The organism is Pseudomonas sp. SB113, assembly GCF_040754745.1.
In the GTDB taxonomy this organism is placed as follows: Bacteria; Pseudomonadota; Gammaproteobacteria; order Pseudomonadales; family Pseudomonadaceae; genus Aquipseudomonas; species Aquipseudomonas grimontii.
Genome location: NZ_JBFMHW010000002.1, coordinates 139,165 through 160,830, shown reverse-complemented (window position 1 = coordinate 160,830; position 21,666 = coordinate 139,165). Strand labels below are relative to the sequence as shown.

At 64.0% G+C, this 21,666-nt stretch carries 25 protein-coding genes; 18 read left to right on the top strand and 7 right to left on the bottom strand.

What is annotated here, in order from left to right:
- Genes AB1462_RS03560 through AB1462_RS03480 form a run of 17 tightly spaced genes read left to right on the top strand, consistent with a single transcriptional unit; the run spans position 1 to position 15,491 of the window.
- Positions 1-255 (top strand): acyl carrier protein, encoded by a 255-nt coding sequence (locus AB1462_RS03560; protein WP_003187949.1) that lies wholly within the window; start codon positions 1-3, stop codon positions 253-255.
- Complete coding sequence (locus AB1462_RS03555; RefSeq protein WP_090400940.1) at positions 252-797, top strand: hypothetical protein; 546 nt, start codon at positions 252-254, stop codon at positions 795-797. Before AB1462_RS03560 ends, AB1462_RS03555 begins: the two co-directional genes overlap by 4 nt.
- Complete coding sequence (locus tag AB1462_RS03550) at positions 794-2,464, top strand: AMP-binding protein (RefSeq protein ID WP_367246181.1); 1,671 nt, start codon at positions 794-796, stop codon at positions 2,462-2,464. Before AB1462_RS03555 ends, AB1462_RS03550 begins: the two co-directional genes overlap by 4 nt.
- The gene (locus AB1462_RS03545; RefSeq protein ID WP_131696843.1) at positions 2,457-3,191 is read left to right on the top strand and encodes a glycosyltransferase family 2 protein; all 735 of its coding nucleotides are present in this window, start codon (positions 2,457-2,459) and stop codon (positions 3,189-3,191) included. Before AB1462_RS03550 ends, AB1462_RS03545 begins: the two co-directional genes overlap by 8 nt.
- Positions 3,188-4,123 carry a glycosyl transferase gene (locus AB1462_RS03540; RefSeq protein ID WP_090400943.1) on the top strand — a complete coding sequence of 312 codons (936 nt, stop codon included), beginning with the start codon at positions 3,188-3,190 and terminating at the stop codon, positions 4,121-4,123. Before AB1462_RS03545 ends, AB1462_RS03540 begins: the two co-directional genes overlap by 4 nt.
- A complete protein-coding gene (locus AB1462_RS03535; RefSeq protein WP_315335784.1) occupies positions 4,107-5,648 on the top strand; it encodes an aromatic amino acid ammonia-lyase in 1,542 nt (513 codons plus the stop codon). The genes AB1462_RS03540 and AB1462_RS03535 overlap by 17 nt, the downstream gene beginning before the upstream one ends.
- A complete protein-coding gene (locus tag AB1462_RS03530; RefSeq protein ID WP_090400945.1) occupies positions 5,641-6,066 on the top strand; it encodes a thioesterase family protein in 426 nt (141 codons plus the stop codon). Before AB1462_RS03535 ends, AB1462_RS03530 begins: the two co-directional genes overlap by 8 nt.
- Positions 6,063-6,653 carry an outer membrane lipoprotein carrier protein LolA gene (locus tag AB1462_RS03525; RefSeq protein WP_090400946.1) on the top strand — a complete coding sequence of 197 codons (591 nt, stop codon included), beginning with the start codon at positions 6,063-6,065 and terminating at the stop codon, positions 6,651-6,653. The genes AB1462_RS03530 and AB1462_RS03525 overlap by 4 nt, the downstream gene beginning before the upstream one ends.
- Positions 6,643-8,955 (top strand): MMPL family transporter, encoded by a 2,313-nt coding sequence (locus tag AB1462_RS03520; RefSeq protein WP_367246267.1) that lies wholly within the window; start codon positions 6,643-6,645, stop codon positions 8,953-8,955. Before AB1462_RS03525 ends, AB1462_RS03520 begins: the two co-directional genes overlap by 11 nt.
- A gap of 33 nt (positions 8,956-8,988) precedes the next feature.
- Entirely contained in the window at positions 8,989-10,236 is a 1,248-nt protein-coding gene (locus AB1462_RS03515; protein WP_259193407.1) for an NAD(P)/FAD-dependent oxidoreductase, read from the top strand.
- A complete protein-coding gene (locus AB1462_RS03510) occupies positions 10,233-10,967 on the top strand; it encodes a class I SAM-dependent methyltransferase (protein WP_367246178.1) in 735 nt (244 codons plus the stop codon). The genes AB1462_RS03515 and AB1462_RS03510 overlap by 4 nt, the downstream gene beginning before the upstream one ends.
- Positions 10,964-11,446, top strand: coding sequence for a hypothetical protein (locus AB1462_RS03505; protein WP_259193408.1), 483 nt, complete (start codon positions 10,964-10,966; stop codon positions 11,444-11,446). Before AB1462_RS03510 ends, AB1462_RS03505 begins: the two co-directional genes overlap by 4 nt.
- Positions 11,443-12,609, top strand: a complete 1,167-nt coding sequence (locus tag AB1462_RS03500) for a beta-ketoacyl-[acyl-carrier-protein] synthase family protein (RefSeq protein WP_259193409.1) — start codon at positions 11,443-11,445, stop codon at positions 12,607-12,609. Before AB1462_RS03505 ends, AB1462_RS03500 begins: the two co-directional genes overlap by 4 nt.
- Positions 12,606-13,067, top strand: coding sequence for a hotdog family protein (locus AB1462_RS03495; protein ID WP_090400952.1), 462 nt, complete (start codon positions 12,606-12,608; stop codon positions 13,065-13,067). Before AB1462_RS03500 ends, AB1462_RS03495 begins: the two co-directional genes overlap by 4 nt.
- Complete coding sequence (gene fabG / locus AB1462_RS03490; protein WP_090400953.1) at positions 13,064-13,792, top strand: 3-oxoacyl-ACP reductase FabG; 729 nt, start codon at positions 13,064-13,066, stop codon at positions 13,790-13,792. Before AB1462_RS03495 ends, fabG begins: the two co-directional genes overlap by 4 nt.
- Entirely contained in the window at positions 13,792-15,018 is a 1,227-nt protein-coding gene (locus tag AB1462_RS03485) for a beta-ketoacyl-ACP synthase (protein ID WP_259193410.1), read from the top strand. The genes fabG and AB1462_RS03485 overlap by 1 nt, the downstream gene beginning before the upstream one ends.
- Before the next feature lie 26 nt (positions 15,019-15,044).
- A complete protein-coding gene (locus AB1462_RS03480; RefSeq protein ID WP_259193411.1) occupies positions 15,045-15,491 on the top strand; it encodes a hypothetical protein in 447 nt (148 codons plus the stop codon).
- Here AB1462_RS03480 and AB1462_RS03475 read toward each other — a convergent pair.
- Complete coding sequence (locus AB1462_RS03475; RefSeq protein ID WP_090400956.1) at positions 15,484-16,431, bottom strand: LysR family transcriptional regulator; 948 nt, start codon at positions 16,429-16,431, stop codon at positions 15,484-15,486. The genes AB1462_RS03480 and AB1462_RS03475 overlap by 8 nt on opposite strands.
- A gap of 124 nt (positions 16,432-16,555) precedes the next feature.
- Between AB1462_RS03475 and AB1462_RS03470 the strand changes: the two genes are divergently transcribed.
- Positions 16,556-17,824 (top strand): MFS transporter, encoded by a 1,269-nt coding sequence (locus AB1462_RS03470; protein ID WP_090400957.1) that lies wholly within the window; start codon positions 16,556-16,558, stop codon positions 17,822-17,824.
- A 66-nt stretch (positions 17,825-17,890) separates the two neighbouring features.
- Here AB1462_RS03470 and gspM read toward each other — a convergent pair whose 3' ends face one another.
- The 6 genes from gspM to gspH are packed head-to-tail and all read right to left on the bottom strand — an operon-like array spanning position 17,891 to position 21,663.
- Positions 17,891-18,322, bottom strand: a complete 432-nt coding sequence (gspM, locus tag AB1462_RS03465; RefSeq protein ID WP_244176231.1) for a type II secretion system protein GspM — start codon at positions 18,320-18,322, stop codon at positions 17,891-17,893.
- A complete protein-coding gene (gspL, locus tag AB1462_RS03460) occupies positions 18,319-19,422 on the bottom strand; it encodes a type II secretion system protein GspL (protein ID WP_367246175.1) in 1,104 nt (367 codons plus the stop codon). Before gspL ends, gspM begins: the two co-directional genes overlap by 4 nt.
- Positions 19,419-20,279: a type II secretion system protein GspK gene (locus AB1462_RS03455; protein WP_367246173.1), complete on the bottom strand. Its 861-nt coding sequence runs from the start codon at positions 20,277-20,279 to the stop codon at positions 19,419-19,421. Before AB1462_RS03455 ends, gspL begins: the two co-directional genes overlap by 4 nt.
- Positions 20,276-20,824, bottom strand: coding sequence for a type II secretion system protein GspJ (locus AB1462_RS03450; RefSeq protein ID WP_090400960.1), 549 nt, complete (start codon positions 20,822-20,824; stop codon positions 20,276-20,278). Before AB1462_RS03450 ends, AB1462_RS03455 begins: the two co-directional genes overlap by 4 nt.
- A complete protein-coding gene (gene gspI / locus AB1462_RS03445; RefSeq protein ID WP_259193414.1) occupies positions 20,817-21,212 on the bottom strand; it encodes a type II secretion system minor pseudopilin GspI in 396 nt (131 codons plus the stop codon). Before gspI ends, AB1462_RS03450 begins: the two co-directional genes overlap by 8 nt.
- Entirely contained in the window at positions 21,202-21,663 is a 462-nt protein-coding gene (gspH, locus tag AB1462_RS03440; RefSeq protein WP_159440114.1) for a type II secretion system minor pseudopilin GspH, read from the bottom strand. Before gspH ends, gspI begins: the two co-directional genes overlap by 11 nt.
- Positions 21,664-21,666 lie beyond the last annotated feature (3 nt).

Sequence of the window (21,666 nt, the reverse complement as noted above, 5' to 3'; positions counted from 1 at the left end):
ATGCAAACTCGTGACGATATTTTCAACACCCTGCGCGATGCCTTGGTGGAACTGTTTGAACTGCCCCCGGAGCGCGTCACCCTCGACGCCAACCTGTATCAGGACCTGGAAATCGACAGCATCGATGCCGTGGACCTGATCGACCATATCAAGCGCCAGACCGGCAAGAAGATCGCCGCCGAAGAGTTCAAGGCCGTGCGCACCGTCAACGACGTGGTTGAGGCGGTGTACCGTCTGGTCCAGCCTGCCGCATGAGCCGGCTGATCGGCCTTGGCCTGTTGCTGGCGGGGCTGCTGTACCCCTTTGCGGTGTATTACGGCACCGAGCACTTTGCGCCGTGGCAATTCGGCCTGCTGCTGGGCAGCCTGTGGCTGTTGCGCGCGGTCACTGGTGCTTCGCGCCCCGGCAGCCGCTGGATGGCGCTGGCGGTGATCGTGTTTTGCCTGGCCCTGGCCTGGTTCGATAACCCGCGCCTGTTGCGTTGGTACCCGAGCCTGGTCAGTGCGTTCATGTTGGCGCTGTTCGGCCTGAGCCTGAAATACGGCCCGCCGATGGTGGAGCGTCTGGCACGCATGACCGACCCGGTACTGCCGCCGCACGCGATTGTGTATACGCGCCAGGTCACCGTGGTGTGGTGCGTGTTTTTTCTGTGTAATGGCCTGCTCGCCGCCGCCCTCACCCTGTGGGCGCCGTTGAGCTGGTGGACGTTGTACAACGGCTTGATCGCCTACGGGCTGATGGGGCTGTTGTTTGCCGTGGAATGGCTGGTACGACAAAGGGTTCGAGGCCGCGTATGAATGGGTTGAATCTTGAGCACCTGTTGCTCGAGCCGCTGGAACAGCGTTGGGTGACCACCGAACCTGCGATGAATCACGCCCAGCTGTGGGAGCACTCCCTGAGCCTGGCGGCCGGGTTGCAAGCGCGTGGTATCCAGCGCCTGGCCCTGCACCTGGAAGACGCAGGCCTGCTGGCGATTGCACTGCTGGGCGCCTGGCGCGCCGGGGCCAGCGTGCTGCTGCCCGCCGATCTGCAACCCCAGACCCGCCAACGCTGGGACGCGGTTGTCGACACCTGGCTGACTGAAGCGGCAGACCTGGACGCGTTGTATCAAGCGCCCTTGAGCCCTGCTGCCCTCGACCTGGACACCTGCCAACTGAGCCTGTGCACCTCCGGCTCCAGCGGCGAACCCAAGCGCATCGACAAGACCCTGCGCCAGTTGGCCAATGAGGTCCGGGCCTTGGAGGCCCTGTGGGGTGCAGACCTGAAAGACGCCTGCATCATCGGCAGTGTCGCCACCCAGCACATCTACGGTTTGCTGTTCCGCGTGCTGTGGCCGCTGTGCGCCGGTCGCACCTTTGTGCGCCGCCAGCTGGCCTTTCCGGAAGACATGCAGCGCGCCAGCCGCGAACACCCGCAATTCGCCTGGGTCGCCAGCCCGGCGCTGCTCAAGCGCATGGGCGACAACCTCGACTGGCCGGCGCTGAGCCAAGTATCGCGGGTATTTTCGTCAGGCGGTGCCTTGCCCATCGAGGCGGCCAGCAGTCTTTACGAGCGCTTGCAGCAATGGCCGACAGAGATTCTCGGCAGCTCGGAAACCGGCGGCATCGCCTGGCGCCAGGGCGCGCAACCCTGGCAGCCGTTCGCCGACGTACACCTGAGCCAGGACGCCGACGGTGCACTGCGCATCGTCTCGCCTTACTTGCCCGTCGGGCATATAGAACAAACCGCTGACGCGGCACGCATTCACGCCGATGGTCGCTTCGAGCTGCTCGGGCGCCTGGACCGTATCGTCAAGCTGGAAGAAAAACGCATCTCCCTGCCGATGTTGGAGCAAGCGCTGATGGCCCACCCGTGGGTCGCCGAAACGCGCCTGGGGGTGGTGCAGGAAAACCGCGCATCCCTCGGCGCCCTGGTGGTGTTGAGCGCCGATGGCTTGCATGCCTTGCGCAATCAGGGCCGACGCAATCTCACCCAAACCCTGCGCCAACATTTGAGCCAGCATTGCGAAGCCCTGGCCTTGCCGCGCCGCTGGCGCCTGCTGCGCCAACTGCCGCTGAATGCCCAAGGCAAACTGCCCCAGGCCGATGTGGCCGCGCTGCTGCTGGCGCCCCGGCCCAAGGCGCCGGAAGTGCTGGAGCAGGTAGAAGCCAACGGCGAATGGACCGTGCAACTCAGCGTCCCGCCGGACCTGGCCTACTTCAGCGGGCACTTCCCGGTAACCCCAGTATTGCCGGGTGTGGTCCAAGTGGAATGGGCATTCAACCTGGGCCAGCAACTGCTCGACCTGCCGTCGACCTTTGCCGGCATGGAAGTGCTCAAGTTCCAGCAACTGGTGCGCCCCGGCGACCGTATCGAACTGCACCTGCGCTTCGACCAGGAACGCGGCAAGTTGTATTTCGCCTACCGCAACGGCGTCGCCGCCTGCTCCAGCGGCCGGATCCAATTGGAAGCCGCCCATGCATAACCCTTGCGCCCTGATCCCGGTCTACAACCACGAAGCCGCAGTGCCCGCCGTGGTCCACAGCCTGTTGAGCAGCGGCCTGCCGTGCCTGTTGGTCGACGACGGCAGCAGCCCGGCCTGCGCAGCGGTACTGGCGCAATTGGCGGACCTGGATAACGTCACCCTGCTGACCCTGCCGAACAATCAAGGCAAGGGCGGCGCGGTGATGGCAGGCTTTCGCGAAGCGGCGCGCCTGGGCTTCAGCCACGCCTTGCAGGTCGACGCCGACGGACAGCACGACCTGCGCGAAGTCGAGACATTTATCGACGCATCCCGCAGGCAGCCCAACGCGATCATCTGCGGCTACCCGGAATACGACGAAAGCGTGCCCAAGGGCCGTTTGTACGCGCGTTACCTGACCCACGTGTGGGTGTGGATCAACACCCTGTCGCTGCAGATCCGCGACTCGATGTGCGGCTTTCGCGTGTATCCGCTGGCACCCGTGCTAGCCCTGATGGACTCGGCCTACATTGGCACGCACATGGACTTCGACTCCGACATCCTGGTGCGCCTGGCCTGGCGTAACCAGCCGATGCGCTGGCTGCCGACCCAGGTGCATTACCCTGCCGACGGCCTGTCGCACTTCCGCCTGTTCCGCGACAACGTACGCATCAGCGCCATGCACACCCGACTGTTCTTCGGCATGTTGGTGCGTGCACCGCTGATCCTGTGGCGACGGTGGCAGGCATGAGCGACAGCACCAAGCATTGGGCCGACCGCGAAGAGCGCGGCAGCTACTGGCTGATGAAATTCACCGCCCTCGCCGCCAAGGTCCTCGGCCGCCGCCTGCTGAGCCCGGTGCTGTATGGCATCGTGTTGTACTTCTTCCTGTTCAGCCGCACCGCGCGCCAGAGCACCTGGCAATACCAACAGCGCCTGGCCGACTGGAGCGGGCGCGATGAACTGCGCCCCAGCCAGCGCAAAGTCTTCGCCCAGTTCATGGCCTTTGCCGACGCCCTGCTCGACAAGCTCGACGTGTGGAACGGCAAGCTGCGCCTGGAACAGATCGAGATCAACGACCCGGCGAAACTGCGCGGGCGACTGCGTGGCGGGCGCGGGCAGATGCTGGTCGGCGCACATTTGGGCAACCTCGAAGTGTGCCGCGCGCTGGCGGAAATCGGCGAACAGGTCACCATGAACGTGCTGGTGCACACCAAGCACGCCGAACGCTTCAACCGCCTGCTGGGCGAAGCCGGGGCCACCCACTTGCGCCTGATCCAGGTCAGCGAGCTGGACCCGGCCACCATGCTGTTGCTCAGCCAGCGCCTGGACGACGGCGAATGGCTGGCGATTGCCGGCGACCGTGTGCCGTTGCATGGCGGGCGCACGGTGCGCGTGGATTTCCTCGGCCATGACGCTGCCTTCCCCCAAGGCCCGTGGCTGCTGGCGGGCCTGCTGAAATGCCCGGTCAACCTGCTGATGTGCCTGAAACACCAGGGCCGCTATCGCCTGACCATCGAGCCCTTCGCGCAATTGATCGAATGGAAACGCAGCACCCGCGAGCAGGTCATTGCCCTGTGGACCGCGCGCTACGCCGCACGCCTGGGCCAGTTCTGCCTGGAAGCGCCCCAACAATGGTTCAACTTTTACCCTTTCTGGAAGACCGATGACGACGCATCTTGAGCCGGTAACCTTTGGCGAACGCCCCCTGCGCATCGAAGACGTGCTGGCCCTGGCCAACCGTCAGGTGCCTACCCAGCTGCAAAGCGATGCCGCGTATCGCCAGCGCATTGCCAAGGGCGCGCAGTTCCTTGACTCGCTGCTGGACAAAGAAGGCGTGATCTACGGCGTAACCACCGGCTACGGTGACTCCTGCGTGGTCGCGGTGCCGTTGCAACACGTCGAGGCCCTGCCGCGTCACCTGTACACCTTCCACGGTTGCGGCCTGGGCAAGTTGCTCGACGCCCAAGCTACCCGTGCCGTGCTGGCGGCGCGCTTGCAGTCGCTGTGCCACGGTGTCTCCGGGGTGCGCGTGGAACTGCTGGAGCGCCTGCATGCGTTCCTCGAACACGACGTGCTGCCGCTGATCCCGGAAGAAGGCTCGGTGGGCGCCAGCGGTGACCTGACGCCGCTGTCCTACGTGGCCGCGACCCTGTCCGGCGAGCGCGACGTGCTGTTCCGTGGCGAGCGTCGCCAGGCGGCCGACGTGCACCGCGAACTCGGCTGGGAGCCGCTGGTACTGCGCCCCAAGGAGGCCCTGGCGCTGATGAACGGCACCGCCGTGATGACCGGCATCGCTTGCCTGGCCTTCGCCCGCGCCGACTACCTGCTGCAACTGGCCACGCGCATCACCGCACTGAACGTGGTGGCGCTGCAAGGCAACCCGGAACACTTCGACGAGCGCCTGTTCGCCGCCAAGCCACATCCGGGGCAGATGCAAGTCGCCGCCTGGCTGCGCAAGGACCTGGCGATCGACGCGCCGACCGCGCCGCTGCATCGCCTGCAGGACCGCTACTCACTGCGCTGCGCGCCGCACGTGCTCGGTGTGTTGGCGGACAGCCTGAACTGGCTGCGTTCGTTTATCGAGATCGAACTGAACAGCGCCAACGACAACCCGATCATCGACGCCGAAGAAGAACGCGTGCTGCATGGCGGGCATTTCTACGGCGGGCATATCGCCTTTGCCATGGACAGCCTCAAGACCCTGGTGGCCAACGTCGCCGACCTGCTCGACCGCCAGCTCGCGCTGCTGGTAGACGTGCGCTACAACCACGGCCTGCCGAGCAACCTGTCCGGCGCACCGGCTGACCGCGCGATGATCAACCATGGCTTCAAGGCCGTGCAGATCGGCACCAGCGCCTGGACCGCCGAAGCCCTGAAAAACACCATGCCGGCCAGCGTGTTCTCGCGCTCCACCGAATGCCACAACCAGGACAAGGTGAGCATGGGCACCATCGCCGCCCGCGATGCGATCCGTGTGCTGGAGCTGACCGAACAGGTCGCCGCCGCCACCCTGCTCGCCGCCAACCAGGGCGTGTGGCTGCGCGCCCAGGCCAACGACGCACGCCCGTTGCCGCCGGCTCTGGCGGCCATGCATGCAGAGCTGGCCCAGGACTTCCCGCCGGTCATCGAAGACCGCGCCCTCGAAGGCGAACTGCGCCTGTGCCTGCAACGCATCGCCGAGCAACACTGGAGGCTGCATGCGTAGCCCTGGCGTATTACACAGCGACACCGAAATCCTCGTGCCGTTTTTTGACGTCGACACCATGAACGTCGTCTGGCACGGGCATTACGTGAAGTACCTGGAAGTCGCACGCTGCGCGCTGCTGGACAAGATCGGCCATAACTACACGGCGATGCTCGAAGCCGGCTACGCCTGGCCGGTGATCGACATGCAACTGCGCTATGTGCGCGGCGCGATGTTCGGCCAGACGATCAACGTGCGCGCCAGTCTGGTGGAGTGGGAGAACCGCTTGAAGGTCAATTACCTGATCACCGACCTGGCCAGCGGCGAGCGCCTGACCCGCGCCAGCACTGTGCAAGTGGCGGTGGAAATCGCCAGTCGCGAGATGCAGCTGGCCTCGCCCAAAGTATTCACCGACGCCGTCGACAGGGCCTTGTCATGAAACTGATCACCTTCCTCGGCGCGTTGCTGCTGTCGCTTCAAGCCCAGGCCTTCGACCTGCAACAACTCAGCGACCAGTTGGCCAAACCTTCAGTGATCCACGGCAGCTTCATCCAGGAAAAACACCTGCGGGCGCTACCGCAACCGCTGGTCAGCAAGGGCACCTTCGTCCTGGCCAAGGACCACGGCCTGCTGTGGCTGCTGAAAACCCCGCTGCAACAGGACTACCGCATCAGCGCCCAGGGCATCGCCCGACGTGACGCGAATGGCTGGCAGCTGCTGCCGAACAAGAGCGCCGGTGCCGAACAGAACCGTCTGTTCCTCGCCGTGCTCCAGGGCGACAGCAGCGGCTTGCAGCGTGACTTCGAGCTGCAACTGCAAGGCGAAGCCCAGCAATGGAAACTCACGCTGATCCCGCGCTCGCTACTGCTCAAGCAGGTATTCACCCAGATCAATATCGACGGCGGTGAGCTGGTACACACCATCGAACTGCTGGAAACCCAGGGCGACAGCACCTTGCTGCGCATGCAGGACAGTACGGCCAGCCAGCCGTTGAGCGACGCGGAGCAACATGACTTTGCCCAGTGAGCGCCTGCTGCCCCGCCTGTTCCTGATCCTGCTGGTGGCCGTGCTGGCCCTGGCCGGCTGGCAATGGCGCCACGGTGCACCGCTGTCGGCCAACCTGATGGAGCTGGTCCCGGGCAGTACGCCGGATGCCTTGGAGTTGCAGGCCGAACAGCGCATGCAGGAGCCGCTCAACCGCGAAATGCTGGTATTGGTGGGGCACGCCGATCGCCAACAAGCGGTGGCCGTGGCGCAGCAATTGGGCGAGCGTTGGCAGGCCAGCGGCCTGTTCGAGAAGGTCCAATGGAACCTGCAAGCCGACCTGCCGGCGCTGCGTGAGCAGTTGCTGCGCGGGCGGCTGGCGATGCTCTCGGCCAAGGACCGCGAACAACTGATCGACCACCCCGACGCGTTCATCCAGCAACGGGTGCAGTCGCTGTTCGACCCCTTCACCGGCTTCAGCCTGGTGCCGAGCCAGGACGACTGGCTCGGCCTGACCGGACGCATCCAGAACAGCCAGCCGCAACACGGCTCGGTGCAACTGGACATCGGCAGCGGCGCCTTGATCGCCGACGCCGACGGCAAGAGCTGGGTGCTGCTGCGCGCACGTACCACCGGCAATGCCTTCGACATGAAACTGCCGCTGCAAGTGGCGGATTTGCTCCAGGCCAGCCGCACGCAGGCCGGCGAACACGGCGCGCAATTGCTCGCCGCCAGCGGTTTGCTCTACGCCGCCAATGGCCAGCAGCAGGCCACGCGGGAAATCACCTGGGTTGGCGGCGGCGCCACCGTCGGCATCCTGCTGTTGCTGTTGCTGGCGTTCCGCCGCTGGCGAGTGCTGCTGGCGTTCGTACCGGTGCTGGTGGGCATGCTGTTTGGCGCCGTCACCTGCGTGGCGCTGTTCGGCCATATGCATGTGATGACCTTGGTGCTCGGCTCCAGCCTGATCGGCGTCGCGGTGGATTACCCGCTGCACTACCTGTCGAAAAGCTGGAGCATGACCCCCTGGCGCAGTTGGCCGGCATTGCGCCTGACGCTGCCAGGGCTGAGCCTGAGCCTGGCCACCAGTTGCATCGGCTACCTGGCGCTGGCCTGGACGCCGTTTCCGGCCTTGACGCAAATCGCGGTGTTCTCCGCTGCGGGGCTGGTCGGCGCTTACCTGTCAGCGGTATGCCTGCTGCCGGCTTTGCTCAAGGGTGTCGAACTGCGCCCGGCACAATGGCCGCTGCGCATCGCCGAGTGCCTGTGGCTGGTGCGGGCCTCCTTGCTCAAGCGCGTGCCGAGCCCATTTTTGCTGGCGTGGGTGCTGCTGTTCTGCGCCGGTGGCCTGTGGCAGCTGAACAGCAAAAACGATATTCGCCAGTGGATCGGCGCGCCGCCGCAATTGCTGCAAGAGGCGCAGGCGGTGGCACGCATTACCGGCTTCCAGCCCACCAGCCAGTTTTTCCTGATCCGGGCGGATAACCAGCCGCAGTTGCTGGAGCGGCAAGCCGCCCTGGGCCAACGCCTGGACCAACTGGTGAATATGGACAAGCTTCAGGGTTACCTGGCGCTCAACCAACTGGTCAGCCTACCCGCCGAGCAGCAACAACTGCGCGATGCCCTGAACACACTCCCACACCATTGGCAGCCGCTGTTGGACCTCGGCGTGCCCGCCAGTGCCCTGCAAGCCGAAGTCGCGCAACTGCAAGCGCTGCCCACCGAAGACATCGACGCTGCGCTGGCGGGCCCCTTGGCCGAACCCTGGCGCACGCTGTGGCTCGGCCCGGTGGACGGCGGTGTCGCGGCAATGGTCAGTCTGCAGGGCTTGAACAACCCGGCGCTGCTGCGGGTGCAAGCCGTGGACCTACCCGGCGTGCAGTTGGTGGATCGCCTCGGTGATTTGAACCGTGTGTTCGCCGACACGCAGATCAGCGCCGCCGAATTGAAGTTGATGTCGTGCGTATTGATCGTGCTGTTGCTGATCCTGCCGTTCGGCTTTGGCGGGGCCTTGCGCATCGTCGCCCTGCCGCTGCTGGCGGCGCTGTGCAGCCTGGCCAGCCTGGGTTGGCTGGGCCAGCCGTTGACCCTGTTCAGCCTGTTCGGGCTGCTGCTGGTCACGGCCATCAGTGTTGATTATGCGATTTTGATGCGCGAACAGATCGGCGGTCCTGCTGTCAGCCTTTTAGGGACGCTGCTGGCAGCGCTGACGACCTGGTTGTCGTTCGGCCTGCTGGCCGTGTCCAGCACACCAGCAGTGAGTAATTTCGGCCTGTCGGTCAGCCTGGGCCTGGCATTCAGCTTTATGCTGGCGCCCTGGGCCGGCCAACGGAAACATGCCTCATGAATGTGATTATCGCCAAAGCGGCAAGGAGCCCTCGTGCCCATAGTTGAAATGGAACGTCGCCAGGTCGTGGTGATTGGTGCCGGGCCCTCCGGCGCGATTGCTGCCGCACTGCTCAAACGCAAAGGGCATGATGTATTGATCATCGAGCGCCAGCATTTTCCGCGCTTTTCGATCGGTGAAAGCCTGCTGTCGCACTGCATCGATTTCATCGAAGAAGCCGGCATGCTCGACGCCGTGCAGGCCGCGGGTTTCCAGGTAAAAACCGGTGCCGCGTTTGCCTGGGGCGAGCGTTACAGCGCATTTGATTTCGGTGACACCTTCAGCAACGGCAAGCCGACCACCTTCCAGGTGCAGCGCGGCGAGTTCGACAAGTTGCTGGCCGATCAGGCCGCACAGCAAGGCGTCGACATCCGCTACGGCGAAACCATCGTCGGCGTGGATTTCTCCGGTGAGTGCCGCTACCTGCATGTGCGCCGCGAGAACGGCAGCGAGTACCACATCAAGGCCAAGTTCGTGCTCGATGCCAGCGGCTACGGCCGCGTACTGCCGCGCCTGCTCGACCTGGAGGCGCCGTCGAATTTCCCGCTGCGCCAGGCAGTGTTCACCCACGTTGAAGACCGCATCGAACACCCAGGCTTCGACCGCACCAAGATTCTGATAACCACTCACCCTACCAAGCGCGATATCTGGTTCTGGACCATCCCGTTCAGCAACGGTCGCTGCTCGGTGGGCGTGGTCGCGGCCAAGGAGCATTTCGACGGTCGCGACGCTGACCTCGACGCCTGCCTGCGCGGCTTTATCGACGAAACCCCGAGCCTGTCCGGCGTGCTGCATAACGCCGTATGGGACACGCCAGCGCGCACCATCGGCGGCTACTCGGCCAACGTCAAAACCCTGCACGGCCCAGGCTTTGCGCTGCTGGGCAATGCGGCGGAATTCCTCGACCCGGTGTTCTCCTCCGGCGTGACCATCGCCATGCGCTCGGCGAGCATGGCCGCTGGCGTGCTGCATCGTCAGCTCAAAGGCGAGACCGTGGATTGGCAAACCGAGTTTGCCGAGCCGCTCAAGCGCGGTGTCGACACCTTCCGCTGCTACGTCGAAGGCTGGTATGCGGGGACGTTCCAGGATGTGATTTTCCACCCCGACAGTTCGCCGGAGATTCGCCGGATGATCAGTTCAATCCTCGCGGGTTACGCGTGGGACGAACGCAACCCGTTTGTCAGCGAGCCCAAGCGGCGGTTGCGGATGTTGTCGGAAATTTGTGCGAGTGAACCGGTATGACGTCTCAATACCTGAGTAAAAACTACGTCGAAGAAACCAAGTTCGGCTTCTGGTTCCTGCGCAGCCACACCTGGCAGCACCATGTATTGCGTGTGGCAATCAACGACCTGCGCAGCCTGTTCACCGATCCCCTGCCCGAGGCGCCGGTGCTGCTGGACGCTGGTTGCGGCCAGGGCAAGTCGTTCCAATACCTGCAGCAGGTGTTTACCCCTGAACGCCTGATCGGCCTGGATGCCGACCCCCACAGCCTGGAACTGAGCAAGGTCGAAGCCGCGCGCCAGGGCCTGGCCGTCGAATTGATCGGCAGCGACTGCGCCACCCTCGATGTGCCGGATGCCAGCGTCGACATCCTGTTCTGCCACCAGACCTTCCATCACCTGGTTGAACAGCATCGCGCACTCAAGGAGTTTTACCGGGTGCTCAAGCCGGGCGGTTACTTGCTGTTTGCCGAATCCACCGAAGCCTATATCGACACCTGGGTCATTCGTTGGCTGTTCCGCCACCCCATGCATGTGCAGAAAAGCGCCGAAGAGTACCTGGAGATGCTCCGCGAGCAGGGCTTTGAGTTCGGCCCGCAGAACGTTTCGTACCCATACCTGTGGTGGAGCCGTTCCAGCGACTTCGGTCTGCTGGAGCGCTGGGGCCTGCGTACTCCGCCACCGGTGGGTCAGCGTGAAGAAACCCTGGTCAACTGCGTAGCACGCAAACCCCTGGCGAGCGCCGCACCATGATGCGCGCCCTGTTGATCGGTTGCCTGTTGCTGCTGAGCGCCTGCGCCAGCCAGCCGCCGCTGCCTGAAAAAAACCCGGCCCTGGCCTTGCCGATACAACTGCACGTGCAGCGCCTGGCAGACGGCCAGAGCCAGGACTGGCTGCTGGTGATCCAACGCGAAGGTGGCGCAATCCGTTGGTCGATGATGGACCCGCTGGGCATTCCCCAGGCCCGGCAAAAACTGATCGATGGCCAATGGCAGGCCGACGGTCTGCTGCCGCCCAATCCCCAGGCGCGCGAGCTGTTTGCCGCACTGTTGTTTGCCTTGACCTCGGCGGATGACGTGCGTGCGCTCTATCCCGGCGCCCAGGCGATGGACCTTACGCGTACCCTTCCGGGCCATTGGCAGATCGTGTATCAGTCCTCCGAAGTGTTCAGCGTGAACATGGCCGGTCAGCCGTTGAGCTACCGCATCACACCACTGGGTACCGCGCGATGACCGCCTACCTCAACGCCCTGGGCGTAATCTGCGCCCTCGGCCGGGGCCAGGCCGAGGTGAGCCGCAGCCTGTTTGCCGGCGACTGCTCGGGGATGCGCGCCGAAAGCGGCTGGGTGCCGGAGCGCACGCTGCCGGTAGGCAGTGTGCACGGCGAGCTGGCGACCATCCCGACGGAACTCGGCCAGCAAAGCAGCCGCAATAACCAACTGCTGCTGGAAGCGGCGCTGCAGATCGAGGGCGAGATTCGCCAGGCGATCCACCGTTATGGCGCCTCGCGGGTCGGGATTGTGCTCGGCACCAGCACCTCGGGCATCGACGAAGCCAGCCGCGGTATCGCCCAATACCTGCGCGACAGGCACTTCCCCAGCGACTACGACTACCAGCAACAGGAACTCAGCGCCCCGGCGAACTTCCTCGCCGACTGGCTGCAACTGAGCGGCCCGACCTATGTGATTTCCACCGCCTGCACCTCCAGCGCCCGGGCCTTGATGAGCGCACAACGCCTGCTCGACCTGGGGGTGTGCGACGCGGTGCTCTGCGGCGGCGTCGACAGCCTGTGCAAGCTGACCCTCAACGGGTTCGGCGCGTTGGAAGCGGTGTCCAACGCGCGCTGCAATCCGTTCTCGGTGAACCGCAACGGCATCAATATCGGCGAAGCGGCGGTGCTGTTCCTGATGACTAAAACGCCGGCGGCGATCGCCCTGCTGGGCAGCGGTGCGAGTTGCGATGCGCACCATATTTCCGCGCCGGAACCCACCGGCAAAGGCGCGTTGCAGGCGATGCGCAAGGCACTGGCCAGCGCGAAAGTGCAGCCCGGGCAGATCGGCTACCTGAACCTGCACGGCACCGCCACCCAACACAACGACGCCATGGAAAGCCTCGCCGTCGCCAGCCTGTTCCCCGAAGGCGTGGCCTGCTCGTCGACCAAACCCATGAGCGGCCACACCCTGGGCGCGGCCGGTGCGCTGGAAGCCGCGTTCTGCTGGCTGAGCCTGGCCCACGGCCGGGTGCCGCCGCATGTGTGGGACGGCCAGGCCGACCCCACGCTGCCCGCCTTGCGATGGGCACTCAGCGGCGAAACCCTGGAAAAACCCTGCCTGATGAGCAACTCGTTTGCCTTCGGTGGCAACAACGTCAGCCTGATAATTGCAGAGGCCCCATGACCGATTGGCCACTTGCCGAACTGCTGCCCCACGCGGGCGACATGATCCTGATCGACCAGGTGCTGTCGTTCGATGAAGAGCAGATTCGCACCCGCCTCACCGTCAAGCCCGACGGCCTGTTCAACCGCCCTGACGGCAGCCTGCCGGCCTGGGTCGGCATCGAGTTGATGGCGCAGAGCGTCGCCGCCTACGCCGGCTGCCGCGCCCGTCAAAAGGGTGAAGCGGTGGAACTGGGCTTCCTGCTCGGTACACGTAAGTTCGAGTGCAACGTGGAACACTTCCCGGCCGGCACCGAGCTGAGCATCCACGGCCTGCGTTCCCTGGAAGACGACAACGGCATGGGTGTGTTCGAATGCCACCTTACCGGTAGCGGTATCCAGGCCAGCGCGCGCCTGAATGTATTTAGACCGCCCCAGGCGGCCAACTATTTAGATGAATCGAAGGACGAAACGCCATGACTGAACCCGTACTGGTCACCGGCTCCAGCCGTGGTATCGGCCGCGCCATTGCCCTGCGCCTGGCCCAGGCCGGGCATGACATCGTGCTGCATTGCCGCAGTGGCCGGGCCGAAGCCGACGCGGTGCAGCTCGAGATCGAGTCCCTGGGCCGCCAGGCGCGGGTGCTGCAATTCGACGTGGCGGACCGCGCCGCGTGCAAGGAAATCCTTGAAGCCGACGTGGAGCAACACGGTGCTTATTACGGCGTGGTGCTCAACGCCGGCCTGACCCGCGACGGCGCCTTCCCGGCCTTGTCGGAAGACGATTGGGACGTGGTGCTGCGCACCAACCTCGATGGCTTCTACAACGTGCTGCACCCGGTGATGATGCCGATGATTCGTCGGCGCGCCGCCGGGCGCATTGTGTGCATCACCTCGGTCTCCGGGCTGATCGGCAACCGTGGCCAGGTCAACTACAGCGCCTCCAAGGCCGGCCTGATCGGTGCGGCCAAGGCCTTGGCCATCGAACTGGGCAAGCGCAAGATCACCGTCAACTGCGTTGCGCCCGGCTTGATCGATACCGCCATGCTGGATGAGAACGTACCGGTGGAAGAACTGATGAAGATGATCCCGGCGCAACGCATGGGCACCCCGGAAGAAGTCGCCGGCGCGGTGAATTTCCTGATGTCGGCCGAAGCCGGCTATATCACGCGCCAGGTCCTGGCCGTGAATGGAGGCCTGTGCTGATGAAACGTGTAGTCGTCACCGGCATGGCCGGCATAACCTCCCTGGGCGGCGATTGGGAGACGATCTCGGCCAACTTCCGCGCCAACCGCAGCGGCATCCGGCGCATGGATGAGTGGGAGCGCTTTACCGAATTGAACACGCGCCTGGCCGGGCCGGTCGATGATTTCGTCGTGCCCGCCCACTGGACGCGCAAGCAGCTGCGCAGCATGGGCCGCGTCTCGCGCCTGGCGGTGTGGGCGGCAGAGCAGGCGCTGAAGGACGCTGGTTTGCTCGGTGACGAGTCGATCAAGGACGGGCGCATGGGTGTGGCCTGTGGCTCGTCCACCGGCAGTACCGATGAGATCAAGGCCTTCGGCAATATGCTGCTGAACTCGGTGGCCGAGGGGCTGAATGCCAACTCCTACGTGCGCATGATGCCCCACACCACGGCGGCGAATATCAGCATCTTCTTTGGCCTCACCGGGCGGCTGATCCCCACGTCCAGCGCGTGCACCAGCGGCAGCCAGGGCATCGGCTATGCCTATGAAGCGATCAAGTTCGGCCGCCTGCCGTTGATGCTCGCCGGCGGCGCTGAGGAGCTGTGCCCCACCGAGGCCATGGTGTTTGACGCACTGTATGCCACCAGCCTGAAGAACGATGCGCCACAGACCAGCCCACGCCCCTACGACAGCGGCCGCGATGGTTTGGTGATCGGCGAAGGCGCCGGCATGCTGGTGCTCGAAGAGCTGGAACACGCACTGGCGCGGGGTGCGCATATCCATGCCGAGATCGTCGGTTTCGGCAGCAATGCCGATGGCCAGCACACCACTCGCCCGGAACAGAAAACCATGCGCCGCGCCATGGAGCTGGCCCTGGAAGACGCCGGGCTCACCCCGGACGCCATCGGCTACGTCAACGGCCATGGCACCGCCACCGACCAGGGTGACATCGCCGAAACCCAGGCCACCAGCAGCCTGTTCGGCAGCCACATGCCCATCAGCTCGCAGAAAAGTTTCCTCGGTCACACCTTGGGCGCCTGCGGTGCGCTGGAGTCATGGTTCAGCATCGAGATGATGAACCGCGACCAGTACGTGCACACCTTCAACCTGGACTCAGTCGACCCGCAATGCGGCGAGCTGGATTACCTGCAGGGTGAATTTCGCGAGATGCACCACAACTACGTGATGAACAACAACTTTGCCTTTGGCGGCGTCAACACGTCGCTGATCTTCCGCCGCTGGTCCTGACTTTTTAATCGATTGGAGAATACGGAATGTCTTCCTTGCTACGCGCTACGCTGATCACCCTGGCCCTGCTGACCACCGCCGGTTGCACCAGCAAACCGATCCTCAACACCCAGCACGACCTGCCGGCCAACGCCCAGGTCAGCGAAGAGAAAATGAAAACGGTGATCGTCAACGCCCTGCAAAAACGCGAATGGAACGTGCAGCGCCTGAGCCCGCAACTGGTACAGGCCGAGATCACCGTGCGTAACCAGTATTACGCGGCCATCGACATCCGCTACACGCGCAACAGCTACGCCATCACCTACCGCGACAGCCGCGAGCTGGGCTACAAGGACGGCAAGATCCATCGCAACTACAACCGTTGGGTAAACAACCTGGACAACGACATCATGGCGGGATTGCGCAGCAATGGCGTGAGTGGTGAGGCAGGGTCGGCGGCGCAGTTGTTTGAGCAGACGGGAACGTCTAAGTAAAACCAAAGCCAGGCACATCCTCTGTGGCGAGCGGGCTTGTCGAATCGTCGCACCGCCCGCTCGCCACCAACAACTCCACAAACGCCTTCGCCATCGGCGTTTGTGCGCCTTTGCGTTGCACCAGCCATACCGCCGTCACCGCCTCCTGATCCAGCAACGTGCGATAGACCACGCCATCGATCCGTATCCGTTGGTATGACGCCGGCAACACCGACACGCCCAAGCCCGCCGCCACCAAACCGATAATGGTCATCGCCTCCCCCGCTTCCTGGGCGAAGTGCGGGCTGAAGCCGGCATCGCGGGCCAGGTTGAGCAGTTGGGCATACAGGCCGCTGCCGTAGGTGCGCGGGAAAAACACAAACGGCTCCTGCGCCAGTTGCGCCAGATAGAGGCCGCGCTCGCTGCCCTCCACCAACGGATGACCGGCGTTCAATACGGCCACCAGCGGTTCACGCATCAGCTCGATCACACTCAACGAGTCCGGCAGCGGCAATGGGCGCATCAGCCCAACCTGAATCGACTCATCCACCAACGATTCGGCCACTTCGGTGCTGCTCATTTCCTGCAGGTTCAGGTGCACGGCCGGGAAGGCCTGGCGAAACGCAAAGATCGCCTGCGGGATGCTGGAGTTGAACGGTGCCGAAGAGGTGAAGCCGATCTTCAGCTCGCCCAGCTGCCCCAACTGTGCACGGCGGGCCACATCCGCCGCCTTGTCGACCTGGGCCAGAACCAGCCGCGCCTCGTGCAGGAACAAACGCCCGGCCTCGCTCAGTTCAACCCGACGATTGGTACGCTCGAATAACCGCGCGCCCACCTCCTGCTCGAGCGCCTGGATCTGCTGGCTCAGCGGCGGTTGCGAGATGCCCAGCACCTGCGCGGCGCGGCCAAAGTGCAGCTCTTCGGCGACGGCAATGAAGTACCGCAGGTGACGTAATTCCATGCAAACCTCATTAGGTCGTAAAAGCTATCAAACAGGTCGAACAATATATTGGAAAGAATCATTAGCCAGCTATATTCTTTTTTGCATTGCCAGTCCTGGCAGGCTTTTCCTCCCCGAGGTCTCCGTGAAATCTGCTGTCGCTCCATTCGCTCAAGAAGTCCCACCTACCGCCCTGGATGAGGTGGTGGCGCAGCTCAATGACGCGTACATCGAAAAAGGCACGCCGATGTTCATGCGCACGGTGCTCGCGCTGTTCTCCGGCGGCTTCGCCACGTTCGCCCTGTTGTATTGCGTGCAGCCGATGATGCCGGCGCTGTCCCACGAGTTCTCGATCAATGCGGCGCAGAGCAGCCTGATCCTGTCAGTGGCCACGGCGATGCTGGCGCTGGGCTTGCTGATTACCGGGCCGATTTCCGACACCTTGGGGCGCAAGCCGGTGATGGTCGCCGCGTTGTTTTGCGCAGCGCTGGCGACCATCGCCAGCGGCCTGATGCCGTCCTGGGAAGGGATTTTGTTGATGCGCGCGCTGGTGGGCCTGTCCTTGAGCGGCCTGGCCGCCGTGGCGATGACGTACCTGAGCGAAGAGATCCACCCCCAGCACATCGGCCTGGCGATGGGCCTGTACATTGGCGGCAACGCCATCGGGGGCATGAGCGGGCGCCTGATCATCGGCGTGCTGATCGACTTCGTCAGCTGGCACACCGCAATGCTGATCATCGGCGCCCTGGCGCTGATCGCCGCCACGGTGTTCTGGAAGATCCTCCCCGAATCGCGCAACTTCCGCGCCAGCAGCCTCAAGCCGCGCAGCCTGGTGGACGGCTTTGTCATGCACTTCAAGGACGCCGGCCTGCCGTGGCTGTTCCTCGAAGCCTTCCTGCTGATGGGCGCGTTCGTGACGATGTTCAACTACATCGGCTACCGCCTGCTGGCCGCCCCGTATGACCTGAGCCAGGCCGTGGTGGGCCTGCTGTCGCTGGTGTACCTCTCGGGCATCTACAGCTCGGCAAAGATCGGCTCCCTGGCCGACCGCCTTGGCCGCCGTCGCGTGTTGTGGGCCACCATCGTGCTGATGCTTGGCGGTATGGCCCTGACCCTGTTCACCCCGCTATGGCTGGTGGTGCCGGGCATGTTGATCTTCACCTTCGGCTTCTTCGGTGCCCACTCGGTAGCGAGCAGCTGGATCGGCCGCCGCGCGGTCAAGGCCAAGGGGCAGGCGTCATCGCTGTACCTGTTCTGCTATTACGTAGGCTCAAGCATCGCCGGGACAGCGGGCGGATTCTTCTGGCACTTTGCTGGGTGGAACGGCATTGGCGCCTTCATCGTGGCGCTGTTGGTCGGCGCGTTGCTGGTGGCGTTGAAGCTGGCGAAGTTGCCGCCGCTGGCCGCGGCTTGAAAAACCGGCGCCTTGAACGACTACAGCGCCGTAGCGACTGAAAAATAGCCAGAGCTGAGCGGCATTCTAAAGCTCAAGACGAGCTTCCAGACGGTCATCGCGTTTCTCCAGCGTGAGCATGTGGAAGCCCCCCGTGTCCCGTTCCAGTGCCGCCAACCAGTTGAGCAACGCCACTGCCTCGCCGCTGAGGATCAAGCGCAGCCGCTCGCTTTGTACCTCGATCTGATTGACCTCGAGCCCCGCCGCTTCGGCGCTGTCGTGGATGGTTGACGCCGGGGGCAGGGTTGCCGCCTGCCGGGCTTGCAGTGGCTGGGCACGCTGCACTTGCTGCGCCAATACGTGTTGTTGCTGGTAATACCGTTCGGCACCGACCAGCCGCTGCCGGCCGGGTTGCCACACCCCCTGGAACAGCAGCACACCGAGCAAAAACGCCGCCAGTCCTTTGAGTAAAAAGCGATCACGAGGTGACAGCGCCTTCCAGGCTTGCAGAGCTTTCACGACGCGTCCTCCAACACCAACACGGCATGTACGCGATTGCCTTCCTTGCTGGCGTTTTCCACACGCACCGGCATGCCGCTCTGCCGCCCCTGCGCTTGCAATTGCTCCAGCGCACTGAAGCCGTGAGCCGCCAACTCAATTTTCCAGCCGTCGCCGCGTCGAAATTCCATGCGGCGTACCTCCACATCGGCCGCGCCGATTACCTGCTCAGTCAGGCCGACCAGGCGCGCCATCGCTGTCTCGGGCGCGCGCGCGCTTTGCCCGTGCTGCATCACCTTCAGTTGCGCAGCCAGGTCAACAATACGCGTCTGTTCCGGGTACAGCGCCTGGAAGCGCTCCACACTCTGCGCGTGGAGACTACGGGCGTGCCCTTCAAAATACTGAATACGCACCTGCATGAATCCCCAATCGATGACGAATACCAAGGCTGCTGCCAGTGCTGCGGCGGCCCAGGGCCAGGGTTGTCGGGCGCGGTCGAATTCACCCCCCAGCAAATTGATCGGCTGGCCCTGGCCGCCCCACAAGGCGCGCGCTATATACGCCCGGCTCTCGTCTTCGTCCAGCCACTGCAAGGGTTCATCCAGCAACGGTTCCAGCGCCTTGAGTGCCGGAGCAGACATCGCCAGCCGTACGGGCCCGCCCACGACCCGACGGCCATACCAGTCCACGGCGACAGCACAATCATCGGGGAGCAGATCGGCGTCGACATGCACACTGCGCACCTGGATACCAAGCGTCGCCAGCTCATGCAGCAGCGTCTTGAAACGCGCCTTGTGGGTCACCAGTACCGGAAAGCAACCGGCTGCGTCCCGCTGACCGACACTCACATGCACGGCCTCCAGTTCTTCACCCAACTGGTCCTCGATGGCAAAGGCAACAGCCTGGGGTTTGGGCCGACGCTGGGTGGGCCACACCCCGCTGCGCAAGACACTGCACATTTCCATAGGCAACAGCAGTTCAACCGCCTGTCCCTCTAGGTCGTGTGCGGCCTCAATCAGGCGCAGGGGCCGACTGTCATCCGCCGCCCGCCAGACACAACAGGGCCATTCGCTTATGGGGGCCGCCAGGCCTTCGGCACTTAAATGAAGCCAGGTTTTCATAATGCGTTCTCGCTCAGTGTCGGCGTAGGAAAGCGGCGCTGTACGACGCGCCAACGCCCGGTTTTGCGCTCACGCTCAACCTCGCTGGCCAGGCGCAAGCGGCTGGTGCCCAGGCGAACATCAACGTTGATACGGAACCATCGACTGCTGATGCCAAGTCCGTGGCCGGTCACACCCAACCCGGCGATCAAAGGGTCGTGGATGAATGCCTGGACACTTCCATAGCCGGTGGTTGGCCGTTGGTTGACCAAGGCTTCGGCCGTGGGCGGCGACATACCCTCAAGGGTCGCCAACACCTGTGGCAGGGCGGTGTTGATGTTCAAGCTGGCGTCCTTGGGCAGCAGCGCTACCCAGGGCTCCAGTTGCCTCAAGGTCGCGCCGTCGATACCTGGCAGCAGCCGTAACTGGCTGAGTTCACGCTGCTCCGCCACCGGGCCTGCGGCTCGCAAGTCCAGTGGCGGCAGGCCCAGTGCCGCAAGCAGACGCAACCAGCGCTGCTCAATGAGCCGATCCACTTGCCCCTCGCCGAGCAGCGCGTTGACATTAAAACGTGCGGACAGGTCTTCGATCTCAAGCGTGATGCGCGCGCCTTGCGTCTCAAAGGGCCAGGTCGCCCGTGCCCACGCCTGGCCCTGATGCACCCGTGAGTTCTCATCGTCAGCTGTCGCTTGCAGTATCTCCAGGGCCCATGCCTCTGCCGACAGCGCCCATTGGCGCAGCTGCACCTGATGGATCTGGCGCGCACTGCTCTGCACCATTAGCTGATGGCTGCGCAACATGCCCGCTGTCAGCAACAACGCCAGGCTCATCACCAGCAACACGCTGAGTAGCGCGACACCCCGCTGGCGGCGTCTCATGGCGGCCCCTGTGGCAGTGGCAGCACACGGCGCACCTGCTCAAAGCGCCCCACCGACAGCACCAGCTCCAGCGCTTGAGGGGGTGCCTGGGCAGCGCCCTTGCCCACCGGCCATTCACTGTGCCATCCGCTGTCGCGGTGAAATAGACGCCAGTTCAACACACGTACATCGTCGAGCAGTTTCTGGCGTTCGACTGTCGACGATTCCAAGCTTCGGCTTTCACGCCACAACACTTGATTGTCCAGGCGGTAGAGCACTTGCTGACGCTCGCTGCGCGGCAAATCCTGCGGGTTGCGCCAGTGACTGCGCAGCAACCGCAGGGTCGTGGGGCTGAGGACCAGCACCGAGGAAGCCAACTGCAGCGCATCCCGTTCGATGACGCCAATGGCCCGTTGCAGGCGGCGCAACTCTTGTTCGTGATTGGCCGTGCCCTGTTGCGCGCGCACCACGGTGTCGAACAGGCGCCCACTGGCAAGCCCAAGCAAGGCGAAGATGGCCAGCGCAATCACACATTCGAGCAGCGTGAAGCCTGCCTGCTTATTCATTCCTGGCGGGTATCCAGCCCTGTGTGCGATAGACCGGCTGATCACTGCCCGCAGGGCTAACGCTGATGTCGACCTGAAGCAGGCGCGGATCAGTGGCCGGTACGATTGTCTGGTCGATCACCCAATCACGCCCATCAAAGCGTCGCAGCAGCTGCTGACGTCCGGGCGAGCTCGGGTGCAAGCGCAGCTCGCTCAATTGGTTGTCCGCTACCCAGGCGCACTGTATCTGCGCTTGCAGTCGCGCACTCTGGCGCAATGAGTAGTGACTGGCAGTGATCACCGCGCCCGCGAGCGTGGCGAAAATCACCAACGCGATCATGACTTCCAATAAGGTAAAACCACGGGCGTTGGCCTGGCGCCTTTGGCGGCGCCGGTACTTAGCTTTCAATCGACAACTCTCCGACACCGTCACTGACAACGCGCGCCCATACCTGGTCCTCGGACGCAAAAGTCCAGACAAACGCGCTGACTTCATCGCTGCTGAGCATCAGTAATTGCGGCGCGATGCGTTCAAGGCTCACGCGTCGGCCTTCCTGTTCAAGGTGCAATTGCACACCCTCTGCCAAGCGCTGCTCCTCACCCATCGGCCGCCAACCCTGAGGGTCGAGGCGGTAGAGCTGGTACCCGTCACGCCGCACACGCACGCCGTATTCGCGCCCTTCGATCACCGCCTGCTCGCGCACGTGCTGAATCAGTTGCACCACCTCGCCAGCCGCCTGCCGCGCCTGACGGCCAGGGGTGTTGCCGGCCGTCAGACCAACCACGCTCAACACGATGCCGATCAGCGCAATCACCACCATCAATTCCAGCAAGGTAAAACCGCGGCTGTGCCTGGGCACTGA